The organism is Acidimicrobiia bacterium, assembly GCA_040880805.1.
Taxonomy (GTDB): Bacteria; Actinomycetota; Acidimicrobiia; order IMCC26256; family DASPTH01; genus DASPTH01.
Map to the genome: position 1 here is coordinate 16,851 of JBBDHW010000027.1, position 11,960 is coordinate 28,810.

Below are 11,960 nucleotides of genomic sequence, written 5' to 3' on the forward strand. Positions count from 1 at the left end.
GGTCATGATGGGGCCGCCCCCGAGCGCGCAGGGGGCCGTGTGGGGAACGGCGCCGGGCACTCAGTTCGCCGGCATCCCACCCGAGATGGTCGAGCGGGTCCAGTTCCTGCTCGATTCCGAACCCGACTACCAGCTCCAAGACGTTCCGTTCACGCAGGTCGTCGACGAGAGCGAGAAGCCGTTCTCGCTCGGACGGCTCCTCTGGCCCAAGCGGTGGCCGATCCTCGGCGTACTGATCCTGGTGGCCTTCGAGGCCTTCGCGCTCCAGTACGGGCCGCGCCTCGTGGCCGACGCGATCGACCAGGGCATCAACCCGCAGCCGCCGGCCACGACCGACTTCACGATCGTCTGGCAGCTGTCTCTGGTCTACGTGGGCCTGCTCGTCGCGGCCACCCTCGTCGGCGCTGTCCGCACCGCGTGGTCGGGCCGGATCGGCGAAGACGTGCTCTACGGCCTGCGGAACCGCGTGTTCAGCCACATCCAGCGTCTCTCGCTCGACTACTTCACCGAGGAGAAGGCGGGTCGCATCATGACCCGCGCCACGAGCGACATCGAGGCCATCCAGGTGTTGTTCCAGCAGGGCCTCATCAACATGTGGCTCCAGGTGTGCACGCTCGCCGTCGTGGTCTGGCAGATGTTCTCGATGAACACCACCCTCGCGATGTACGTCGTGCTCGGCGTGGTCCCCACGATGACCATTCTCACGATCTGGTTCCGTTCGCAGTCCGACTACGGCTACCTCGCGGTGCGTGACTGGATCGCGCACTTGATGGCCGATCTCCAGGAGAACCTCTCGGGGACGCGCGTGGTGGCTGCGCACAACCGGCAGCGGTACAACCGGGTGAAGCACACCAATGTCATCGGCGAGTACCGCAGGGCCAACCTCTACACCGCGCACATCGGCGGGGTCTACGGCCCGAGCGCGCAGTTCATCGGCGTGCTCGCGCAGGCGATGATCGTGTTCATCGGCGGGAACATGGTGCTCGACGGCAAGCTGAGCTACGGCGACTTCGCCGCGTTCAGCCTCTACCTCACCCGGCTGTTCGCGCCGATCCAGCAGCTCGCGCAGCTCTACAACACGTACCAGCAGGGTCGCGCCGGCATCATCAAGCTCCGTGACCTGTTCAGCACCCGCCCATCCGTGCGGGAGAAGCCGGACGCGCGGGAACTGCCGCCCATCGATGGTGAGATCACGCTCGAGAACGTCACGTTCGGTTACAACCCCTCCGCGGTCGTGCTCGAGAACGTCGATCTCACGATCGCGGCGGGGGAGACGTTCGCGCTGGTGGGTCCTACCGGCGCGGGCAAGTCCACGATCGCCAAGCTGCTCACGCGCTTCTACGACCCGCTCGACGGCAGGGTGCTCGTCGACGGCTACGACATCAGCGACGTCACCCTGCACTCGCTGCGCAGCCAGCTCGGCGTCGTGCCCCAGGAGTCGTTCCTGTTCGCCGGGAGCATCGGCGACAACATCCAGTTCGCCCGGCCCCAGGCCACGCGCGAAGACGTGCTTGCGGCGTGTGACGCCGTCGGCATCCTCGACCTCATCAACTCGCTCCCCCAGGGACTCGACACGCCGTGCCACGAGCGCGGCGTCACGCTGTCGTCGGGAGAACGCCAGCTCATCGCCCTCGCCCGCGCGTTCCTGGCCGCGCCCCGCGTGCTCATCCTCGACGAAGCCACCTCCAGCCTCGACCTCGCGACCGAGTCGCTGGTCGAGCGCGCCCTCGACGTGCTCCTCGAAGGGCGCACGGCGGTGCTCATCGCGCACCGGCTGAACACGGCCATGCGGGCCGACCGGATCGCGGTGGTGGAAGACGGCCGGCTCGCCGAGGTCGGTCCGCACTCGGAGCTGATCGCCATGGACGGTCGGTACGCGGAGATGTTCCGAGCGTGGCAGCATTCGCACGAGGCCCACGTCTTCGACGGCTGAGATGCAGCCACTCCCACGCGCCACCGCCGTGCTCGCCGAGGGAATCCACCGCGGGCTACATCTCGGCGCGCAGGTGTACGTGTCGCGCGCGGGAGAGACGGTCGCCGATTTCGCGATCGGCGAGGCGCGCGCCGGCACGGCCATGACGCGCGACTCGATGGTCACCTGGTTCTCGATGACGAAGCCGTCGGTTGCGGTGGCAGTCGCGCAGCAGTGGGAGCGCGGGCGACTCGAGCTCGACGACCCGGTGGCGAAGCATGTTCCCGAGTTCGCGCAGAACGGCAAGGAGCGCATCACGCTGCGGCACCTGCTCACGCACACCGCGGGCTTCCGCGGTGGCGACCAGGTCGTGAGCAGCGGCAACCTCGACACGTATTGGGAAGAGGTCGTGGCCGGGATCTGCGCGGTCGAGCCCGAGGAAGGCTGGGAGCCCGGCACGCGTGCCGGTTACCACCTCGGTTGCGGGATGACGATGCTCGCCGAGGTCGTGCGGCGCGTCGACGGCAGGCCGTTCGAGCAGTACGTGCGCGACGAGATCTTCCTGCCGCTCGGCATGGACGACTGTTGGGTGGGCATGCCGCCCGAGCGTCACGCCGAGTACGGCGAACGCATCGGCACGATGCACAACACACAAGGTGAGGCGCCGGTTCGGCTCGACGTGCTCGACACCGCCGACACGTTGGCGAAATGTATCCCCGGCGGCGGCGGCCGGGGCCCGATGCACCAGCTCTCGCGCCTCTACCGCGCGTTGCTCGGACGCGGCGAGCTCGACGGCGCGCGCATCCTCTCGCCACAAGCGGTCGAGGCGATCACCGCACGCCACCGCGTGGGCATGTTCGACGAGACGATGAACGCCGAGATCGACTGGGGTCTCGGTCTCGCGGTGGACACGTTCGCCATGGGACGCTACGCGTCACGGCGTGCGTTCGGTCACGGTGGCGCGCTGTCGTCGCAGGCGACCGCCGATCCCGAGCACGACCTGGTCCTGATCCTCCAGACCAACGGTATGTGCGCGAACGACGACCACTACCAACGGCTCGCGTCGTTCAGCAGCGCGGTCTACGTCGACCTCGGGCTCGCGGCGGAGGACGCCGTCGGACGCGACAAGGCCATGCCGCACGCCGAGCTGCCCGTGTCCGTGACGGGCTGACATTCGATCGAGGGGGCGGCATGGCTGTGATGCCGATCGGCGCCGCGGTGCGCCGGTTCGCCGAGGAACAGCCCGACCGGCCCGCGCTCACGTGCGACGGCGAGACGGTGATGTGGCGAGACCTCGAGCCGCGCACGAACCGGCTCGCGCACACGCTCGCGCGGCTCGGCGTGGGACACGGCGACTTCGTCACGATCGGCCTGCCGAACGGCATCGCGTTCTACGAGACCTGCATCGCGGCGTGGAAGCTGGGCGCGACGCCGCAGCCGATCTCGTCCCGTTTGCCGCCGCGCGAGCGCGACGAGATCGTGGCGCTCGTGCAACCGGCGCTCGTGGTCACGGATCCGATCGAGCCCGACGCGGACGCGAGCGACGAGCCGATCCTGCCGGATCGCATCGCGCCCGCGTTCAAGGCGCCCACGTCGGGTGGCAGCACCGGGCGGCCGAAGATCATCGTGTCGGGCCAGGACGGCACCACCGACCCCGACACTCCGTTCGGGCTGGCGGGACGGTTGCGAGGACAGACCGAGCTCGTCGCGGGGCCCCTGTACCACAACGGGCCGTTCGTGTTCTCGGTGCCCGGCTTGCTCTGCGGCGGGCACCTCGTCGTGATGACACGCTTCGATGCGTCGGACGCGCTCGCGCTGATCGAGCGCCACGGGATCGAGTGGATGATGCTCGTGCCCACGATGATGTTGCGCATCTGGCGTCTGCCCGAGGAGGAGCGGCTCGGGCGCGACCTGTCGTCGGTCCGTGCGGTGCTCCACCTGGCCGCACCCTGCCCCGCGTGGCTGAAGCACGAGTGGATCACCTGGCTCGGTGCCGACGCGATCTACGAGCTCTACGCGGGCACCGAGGCGCAAGGCGTCACCGTCATCACCGGCGAGGAGTGGCTCCGGCACGAGGGGTCGGTCGGCCTGCCGATGCCCGGTCGGATGAAGATCACCGACAACGACGGCAACGAGTTGGGGCCGGGTGAGATCGGCGAGATCTGGATGAAGCCGCCGGAGGAGCACGCGACCTACCGCTACATCGGCGCCGACGCACGGGTTCGTGATGGCTGGGAGTCGCTCGGCGACCTGGGATGGATGGATGACGACGGGTACCTCTACCTCGCCGATCGTCGCACCGATCTCATCCTCGCCGGCGGCGCGAACATCTATCCCGCAGAGGTGGAGGCCGCGCTCATGGAGCACTTGAACGTCGCTTCGTGCGCGGTGATCGGCCTGCCCGACGAGGATCTCGGGCAGCGGGTGCACGCGGTGCTGGAGGTCACGGGCGAGGTGTCCGACGACGAGCTGCGCGAGTTCCTCGCGGAGCGGCTCGTGCGATACAAAGTGCCGCGGAGTTTCGAGCGGGTGAAGGATCAGGTGCGCGACGACGCTGGCAAGGTGCGCCGCACCGCGCTCGCGGCGGAGCGTGCCGATGCGAAGGGACCAGGCCGATGAGCGAGACGTGGGAGACTGTCGAGATCTGCGAGGTCGTTCCCGGCGACCGCGTGCGGTACCGAGACTACGAGTTCACCGTTTCGCGTATCGACAGCCCGTTCCTCGGGATGGACGCGATGGTGTGCCTGATCGAGGACGAGCCCACGCGGTGGTTCGCCTATCCCGGGCCGCGGAACGGCCCCGTCGAAGTGCTGCGGCCTACATGATCGGATTGGCGTGAACTGGTCGGAGGGCGACGTGCGCGTCGACGACGCCAACCTCCACTACTACCGGCGCGGCCGCGGGCCCGCGGTCGTGCTCGCACACGGCGCGCTCGACGACGGCCGGTGCTGGACGCGCGTCGCCGAGGCGTTGGAGTCGGAGTACGACCTGATCGCCTACGACGCGCGATTCCACGGCAAGTCGGACGCGCCCGTTTCCGGCATGCGGCGGGGCGCAGACGATCTGGTCGGGATCATCGAGGCGCTCGGTCTCGAGCGTCCGTACGCGATCGGGCACTCGATGGGTGCCGGCACTGTCGCGGCCGCGCTCGCGACCCTTCCCGGGTTGATCCGCGCTGCGGTGCTCGAGGATCCGGGGTGGGGCGACGCGCCGGCCGATCCCGAGGGCGCAGGCAAGTTCATGGCCGCCTTCGCCGGCATGCTCTCGGGAAAGAGCGCGGATGAGATCGCGGCGATGGGTCGGTCGTCGAGTCCCACGTGGCACGACGACGAGTTCCGGCCGTGGGCGGAGTCGAAGGTGCGGTTCCGCGGGCTGGACGAGTTCGGGAAGGCCGCGCGCGGGATGGGTGAAGGTTGGCAGAACACGGTCGCGGCGTTTCGGTGTCCCGTCCTGCTGGTCTGTGGCGGCAACGAGGGTGGTGGCCGGATCGTGACGCCCGAGGTCGCGGCGCGCGCGGAAGAGCTGTGTCCCACGCTGGAGGTCGCCTGCTTCGCCCACGCCGGCCACAACGTACGCCGCGAGGCCTACGACGAGTTCGTGAGCGCGGTCACGGAGTTTCTCCGGAGGAACTAGCGCCGTGACATCGCAACGTTTGCGATGTCCCAGAACATGCATCTTGGTGACACCGGCACCCGTCTCGCGAGCGCGCGTTATTGGCGGACATTCTGGTCGGGTTCCCGTGTCAGCAACGTGCGCGAGATCAGGCATCAGATCTGGCGCGACCATGCCGCATTGATCTCCTGGCGCGAGAATGACCGGGAACCGAACTGGGCCTTCGGGGGTACTCATCGGACAAGCCGAACCCCATCAGGTTGGAGATCCGGAAGAAGTAGCCACGTACACGAGCGACCGCATAATGCCTGATGCGCGACACGCGGGCCAGCCGCGCCCTCGCGACAGAACGTTCCCCGCACCGAGCGAGGCAGATAGGAGCGCCGCGCGACCGTTCTTATGGCCTTCAGTCCTCGCTGACGCTATTGACGGCCAAAAGGTCGACACGCCTGTCGAGTAGCACCGAATGCCCGGCGCACGTTCTGCCAGGAGTCCAGGCCGCACAGATCAACGAGGTGGAAGAGCGCTCCTGATCGTCGGGCTGAGCGAGGGTCTACAAACGACGAAGGTGGCTGACGCGGCATTAGGTCGGAGACCGTCCGGCACCGAGCGCGCTGAGCGCGTGCTGCGCCACGACGTCGGGTGGTGGCTCGATGTCGACCACGATCGCGTCGGCCGGGGCGTCGAGCGTGTCGAGCTGCGAGGGCAGGAGCGCGGTGCCAGCGAAGTGGCCGTGCCGTGCCACGATCCGTTCGCGGATGAGCTCGGGGTCGCCGGTGAGGAGCACGAACCGCACTCCGGTGAGGCCGGCGGTGAGACGTTGGCGGTACTCGTCGGTGAGGGCCGAGCAGGCGAGCACCGCGCCGGTCGCCGAGTGGTCGTGGAGGGCGTGGTCGAGCCGGTCGAGCCATGGTTTGCGGTCGGCGTCGGTGAGGGGTACCCCGGCGCGCATCTTCGCCTTGGCCGCGTCGTCGTGGAAGTCGTCGGCGTCGAGGAAGGGAACGTGGAGCGCACCGGCGACCAACCGTCCAACGGTGCTCTTCCCGACGCCGGTCACGCCCATCACGACGACGATCCCTCTCACGACGCTGTCGGTCATGTGGACCATGCTCCCATCGACCATCTCTCCTTCGAAAAGGCTGCGACCGCGCCGAGAGTGCAATGATGCGCCAATGAGCGCCGACGCGCCGCGCGCACCGCTGTCAGACCTCAGGGTGCTCGATCTCTCGCGTCTGCACCCGGGCGCCTTCGTGAGCTCGCTGCTCGCCGACTTCGGTGCAGATGTGCTCCGCATCGAGCAGCCGGGTGGCATCGACCCGCTGCGCTACGACCGCGCGATGAACATCGCGTACAACCGCGGGAAGCGATCGATGACGCTCGATCTGCGCCACGAACGCGCGGCCGAGGTGCTCCGGCGTCTCGTGCGCAACACCGACGTGCTCATCGAATCGGCGCGTCCGGGGTCGATGGACCAACGTGGCATCGGGTACGCGGACCTGGCGGAGGCGAACCCGCGTCTGGTGTGGTGTTCGATCACCGGCTTCGGCCGCGGGAGCCCGTACGCCGACCGTCCCGCGCACGATGTCACGTTCCTCGGGTATGCCGGTCTGCTCTCGATGATGGTGGGAGACACGGTGCCCGCCGCGCCGCAGTTCATCATCGCAGTGCCGATCGGCGCGCTCATGGCCACGGTCGGCATCCTCGTCGCGTTACAGGACCGCGAGCGCACGGGGGTCGGCACGCAGATCGACGCCAGCGTCGTCGACGCGGCAATGTGGATGCTCGGTGAGCACATGACGCGCGCCGCGCAAGGCAATGCCGTCGGATGGGGCGACACCGCCTCGCGCCGCACCTACCGCTGCGCCGACGGGCGTCTGATCACCCTCGGCGCGGCCGAGCCGCGCACGTGGGGCTCGTTGTGCGATGCACTCGAACGTCCGGACCTCGTCGATCGCCTGACCGACGCCGACCAGGACGTGCTCACCGACGAGTTGGCCGCCATCTTCGCGGCGCGGCCGGCGACGGAGTGGGTCGAATGGCTCGCGCCGACGGCCGCGTGCCTCGGCCCCGTGAACACTCCGGAGGATCTCCTCGACGATCCGCACGTGGCCGCGCGCGGTGATCTGGTGACGCTCGACGACGGCTCCGGCGAGAAGATCTTCGCCAATCCCCTCCGATTCGTCGACGACGACGGAACGCGCGCCTACACCGCTACCGGCGCGCCCGCGGTCGCCGGCGCGCACACCGGCGATGCGCTCGCAGATGCAGGCTTCACCACCGACGAGATCGCCACGCTGCGCGAGTCCGGCGCGGTCTGAGCAGCAGGAGTCGAGCGGGTGACCGTGGCCATCGACCTCACCGGGCACCGCGCCCTCGTGACCGGCGCGGGCCAGAACGTCGGCCGCGGGATCGCGCGCATGCTCGCGGCCGCGGGCGCCGAGGTGCTCGTGAACGACTTGATCGAGGAGCGCACGCAGAACGTCGTCGCCGAGATCGACTCCGACGGTGGCCGTGCCGTGTCAGTGCCGTTCGACGTGACCGACTACGACGCGGTGAAGGCCGCGATCGACGCGGCCGGGCCGGTGGACGTCCTCGTGAACAACGCCGGAAACGCGGGGGCCCCGAACCTGATCGGGAGCTTCGACACCGCGTACTTCGTCGACACCAGCCCCGATACGTGGGACCGCTACGTGCGGATCAACTACTACGGCGTCCTCAACTGCGTGCACGCCGCGTTGCCGGGGATGATCGACGGCGCCTGGGGGCGCATCGTCACCCTGATCTCGGACGCGGCCCGGGCCGGCGACACCCGTACCGCGGTGTATGGCGGTGCCAAGGCGGCTGCGGCGGGCTTCATGCGTGCGATCGCGCGCGAGGTGGGCCGGCACAACATCACCGCGAACTGCATCTCGCTCGCGACGATGAACAACACCCCTCCGGACGCGCCGCCGCCGTCCGAGCAGGAGAACGAGATGATGGCGAAGGTCATGAAGCAGTACATCGTGCGCCGGAGGGGTGAACCCGCCGACGTCGCGGCGATGGTCTGCTTCCTCGCGAGCGACCTGTCCTCGTGGATCACCGGCCAGACCTACCCCGTCAACGGCGGCTACACCCTCTCCCTCTAACCCGGCGCGGCGAGCGGAGCGAGCTCGCCAGGAGCGCACGGCCGCGAGCCGGGTATCCCGGCGAGCAGTGAGCGACCCATGTGCAGGAGCGCACGGCCGCGAGCCGGGTATCCCGGCGAGCAGTGAGCGACGCATAGACAGGTACGATCAGTGCTGCATGGAGACTGTCGACGACGTTCGCGCCGCGCTCGAAGCGCACCAGTACCTGGCCGACGAGGGGCTCGCCACCGCGATCTTCCTCGCGATGCGCCTGAAGCGGCCCCTGCTGCTCGAGGGCGAGGCGGGCGTGGGGAAGACCGAGGTCGCGAAGGTGCTGTCACGCTGGACGGGCGGCGAGCTCCTGCGGCTCCAGTGCTACGAAGGGATCGACGCCGCGCAGGCCGTCTACGAGTGGGACTACTCGCGCCAGCTCCTCCACCTCCGGGCGGTCGAGGCGAAGGGGGAGGAGGTCGTCGAGGACGAGCTCTACTCCGAGCGGTTCCTGGTGAAGCGTCCGCTGCTGCGGGCGATCGGCTACGAGTCGGAGGCGCTCGGCGCGGTCACGCCGCCGGTGCTGCTCGTCGACGAGGTCGACCGCGCCGACGACGAGTTCGAAGCCTTCCTGCTCGAGATCCTTTCCGACTTCACGATCACGGTGCCCGAACTGGGCACGTTCCGCGCGCAGGAGCCGCCGATCGTCATCGTCACGTCGAACCGCACACGCGACGTGCACGACGCGCTCAAGCGTCGCTGCCTCTACCACTGGATCGCGCATCCCGACTTCGACCGCGAGCTCGCGATCCTCCGGGTGCGCGCACCCGACGTACCCGAAATGCTGGCACGCCAGGTCGCGGCGGCTGTCGAAGCGCTCCGTGGGCTCGAGCTCTACAAGCCGCCGGGTGTCGCGGAAACGATCGACTGGGCGAACGCGCTCGCTGTACTGGGGAACGTCTCGATCGACGAACGCTCGGTCGACGTGACCCTCGGCACGATCCTGAAGTACCGCGAAGACCAGGAGCGCACGCGCGCGAACGGCATTCGTGAGCTCGTGCACTCGGCGATGGAGCGCAGTGCCTGAGTCTGAAGTCTCCGGTCTCGACCGGTTCGCGGTTGGGTTCGCGCGATTGCTGCGCGCAGCAGGGCTCGACGTTCCGCTCGGCAGCACGATCGCGTTCGGCGAGGCGCTCATCGCGGTAGGTGTCGATCGTCGCGATTCGGTGTACTGGGCGGGGCGCACCACGCTCGTACGTCGCCCGGAGGACACCGATACCTACGACCGCGCGTTTCGCGCGTGGTGGGAACACGAGCACGAGCTCGATCTGGTCCCGCCGCCGCCCGCGCGCGAAGTGAGCATTGCCTTCGACGACGCTGACGACGGCGACGCGCCCGAACCCGGCGACACGACCACGGCACCGGCGCTCGCAGTACGCTACAGCGCAGCGGAAGTGCTGCGGCACCGCGACTTCGCGTTGTACACCTCGGACGAGTTCGCCGAAGCGCGCCGGCTGATGGCGGATCTGCGGCTCGCGGGTGCGCTACGACGATCCCGACGCCAGCAACGCAGCCGTCGCCACCGGGGCAAGCCCGACCTCCGGCGAACGGTGCGGCGCGCGCTTCGCACCGGTGGGGAGCCCATCCACCGCGCGTTCGTCGAGCCGGCGTCGCGACCGCGGCGCATCGTGCTGCTCTGCGATGTGAGCGGCTCGATGGAGCCGTATGCACGTGCACTCGTTCGCTTCCTGCACGCGGCCGTGGTGGGGCGCGGGCGGGTGGAGGCATTCGCGATGGGCACCCGGCTCACGCGGATCACGCGAGAGCTCTCGTCGCGCGACCCCGACGCCGCCATCGCGGCGGCGGCCCACCGGGTCGTCGACTGGTCGGGCGGCACGCGGCTCGGCGAGTCGTTGCGGGAGTTCAACGACCGGTGGGGTGTGCGAGGGATGGCGCGGGGCGCGGTGGTCGTGGTCCTGTCCGACGGCTGGGATCGCGGCGATCCCGATGTGCTCGCCGAGCAGATGGCCCGGCTCCAGCGCGTCGCCTACCGCGTCGTGTGGGTGAATCCGCTGAAGGCGTCCCCCGACTTCGCGCCGCTCGCACGTGGAATGGCAGCGGCGCTCCCGTACGTTGACGAGTTCGTCGAAGGGCACTCGCTGGCTTCCCTCGAACAGCTCGCGAAGGTGGTATCCCAATGAAGGTGAACTGGTGAAGGTGAACTGGTGAAGGAAGTGCTGGACGACATCGAGCGGTGGCGTGCCAACGGCCACAGGGTCGCGGTCGCGCGAGTCGTGGGCCTCGAGGGCTCGGCCCCGCGCGACCCCGGGGCCACGATGGCGGTCAACGACGCGGGCGAAGTTGCAGGATCGGTGTCGGGTGGTTGCGTCGAGGGCGCGGTCGTCGAAGCCTCGCTCGAGGTGCTCGCGGGAACGCGCGAGCCGGGCGTCGTCACCTTCGGTTACTCCGACGACGAGGCCTTCGCGGTGGGGCTCACGTGCGGCGGCACCATCCACTTGTTCCTCGAGCCACTCGACTGGTGAGCGGGCATGGCTGCTGAACCCCCGATCTACGAGGCGCTGCGCGACGCGCTCCGCGCCGAGCGGCCGGTCGTGCTGGCCACGGTCACCGCGGGGCCGAGCCCCGGCGTCAAGCTTCTCGCCGCTCCCGACGGCACCACGCTCGGCACGCTCGGTGATCCCGAGCTCGATCGAGTGGTGACACGCGACGCGCTCGGCGAGCTCCAGGCCGGCCTCACGTCCACCCGTCACTACGGAGAGCACGGCGAGGCGCGTGAGGACACGGTGTCGGTGTTCATCGAGTCGTTCGCGCCGCCGCCGCGCATGGTGATCTTCGGCGCGGTCGACTTCACCGCCGCGCTCGCCAAGGTTGCGAAGGTGCTCGGTTACCGCGTGATCGTCTGCGACGCGCGCGCGGTGTTTGCAACGCGACAGCGATTCCCGATGGCCGACGAAGTGGTGAACGACTGGCCCGACCGTTATCTCGAGAAGATCGGTGACGAGCTCGGCGCTCGTGATGCGGTGTGTGTCCTCACGCACGACACGAAGTTCGACGTACCCGCGATCGTCGGCGCGCTGGCCACGAACGTCGGGTATCTCGGCGCGATGGGCTCGCGGCGCACGCACGCGAAGCGGGTCGAGCGGCTGCGCGAGGCGGGTGTCGCCGACGAGGGACTCGCGCGGATCCGTGCCCCGATCGGGCTCGACATCGGCGGCCGCACGCCGGAGGAGACCGCGGTCTCGATCTGCGCCGAGATCATCGCGGTACGAACCGGCCACCGGCCCGCGTCGCTCACCGACACCGCCGGGCCCATCCACTAG

12 protein-coding genes are annotated in these 11,960 nt (G+C 69.1%); 11 read left to right on the forward strand and 1 reads right to left on the reverse strand.

The window, feature by feature from the left end; all coding sequences use genetic code 11:
- Positions 1-4 precede the first annotated feature (4 nt).
- The 5 genes from WD271_06400 to WD271_06420 are packed head-to-tail and all read left to right on the forward strand — an operon-like array spanning position 5 to position 5,545.
- On the forward strand, positions 5-1,933 hold the full coding sequence (locus WD271_06400; GenBank protein MEX1007459.1) for an ABC transporter ATP-binding protein: 1,929 nt from the start codon (positions 5-7) through the stop codon (positions 1,931-1,933).
- A 1-nt stretch (position 1,934) separates the two neighbouring features.
- Positions 1,935-3,083 (forward strand): serine hydrolase domain-containing protein, encoded by a 1,149-nt coding sequence (locus tag WD271_06405; protein ID MEX1007460.1) that lies wholly within the window; start codon positions 1,935-1,937, stop codon positions 3,081-3,083.
- A 20-nt stretch (positions 3,084-3,103) separates the two neighbouring features.
- Positions 3,104-4,531, forward strand: a complete 1,428-nt coding sequence (locus WD271_06410) for an AMP-binding protein (protein ID MEX1007461.1) — start codon at positions 3,104-3,106, stop codon at positions 4,529-4,531.
- The gene (locus tag WD271_06415) at positions 4,528-4,737 is read left to right on the forward strand and encodes a hypothetical protein (GenBank protein MEX1007462.1); all 210 of its coding nucleotides are present in this window, start codon (positions 4,528-4,530) and stop codon (positions 4,735-4,737) included. The genes WD271_06410 and WD271_06415 overlap by 4 nt, the downstream gene beginning before the upstream one ends.
- Before the next feature lie 10 nt (positions 4,738-4,747).
- A complete protein-coding gene (locus tag WD271_06420; GenBank protein ID MEX1007463.1) occupies positions 4,748-5,545 on the forward strand; it encodes an alpha/beta hydrolase in 798 nt (265 codons plus the stop codon).
- Positions 5,546-6,107: 562 nt separating this feature from the next.
- Here the strand turns inward: WD271_06420 and WD271_06425 are convergent.
- Positions 6,108-6,623, reverse strand: coding sequence for a gluconokinase, GntK/IdnK-type (locus WD271_06425; GenBank protein MEX1007464.1), 516 nt, complete (start codon positions 6,621-6,623; stop codon positions 6,108-6,110).
- Between the two features lie 73 nt (positions 6,624-6,696).
- Here WD271_06425 and WD271_06430 point away from each other — a divergent pair, with 73 nt between their 5' ends.
- The 6 genes from WD271_06430 (at position 6,697) to WD271_06455 (ending at position 11,960) form a co-directional block, all read left to right on the forward strand.
- Positions 6,697-7,842 (forward strand): CaiB/BaiF CoA-transferase family protein, encoded by a 1,146-nt coding sequence (locus tag WD271_06430; protein ID MEX1007465.1) that lies wholly within the window; start codon positions 6,697-6,699, stop codon positions 7,840-7,842.
- 18 nt (positions 7,843-7,860) lie between these two features.
- Entirely contained in the window at positions 7,861-8,649 is a 789-nt protein-coding gene (locus tag WD271_06435) for an SDR family NAD(P)-dependent oxidoreductase (GenBank protein MEX1007466.1), read from the forward strand.
- 157 nt (positions 8,650-8,806) lie between these two features.
- Positions 8,807-9,706 (forward strand): MoxR family ATPase, encoded by a 900-nt coding sequence (locus WD271_06440; protein MEX1007467.1) that lies wholly within the window; start codon positions 8,807-8,809, stop codon positions 9,704-9,706.
- Entirely contained in the window at positions 9,699-10,820 is a 1,122-nt protein-coding gene (locus WD271_06445; GenBank protein ID MEX1007468.1) for a VWA domain-containing protein, read from the forward strand. The genes WD271_06440 and WD271_06445 overlap by 8 nt, the downstream gene beginning before the upstream one ends.
- Before the next feature lie 24 nt (positions 10,821-10,844).
- Complete coding sequence (locus WD271_06450; protein ID MEX1007469.1) at positions 10,845-11,162, forward strand: XdhC family protein; 318 nt, start codon at positions 10,845-10,847, stop codon at positions 11,160-11,162.
- Between the two features lie 6 nt (positions 11,163-11,168).
- The gene (locus WD271_06455; GenBank protein MEX1007470.1) at positions 11,169-11,960 is read left to right on the forward strand and encodes an XdhC/CoxI family protein; all 792 of its coding nucleotides are present in this window, start codon (positions 11,169-11,171) and stop codon (positions 11,958-11,960) included.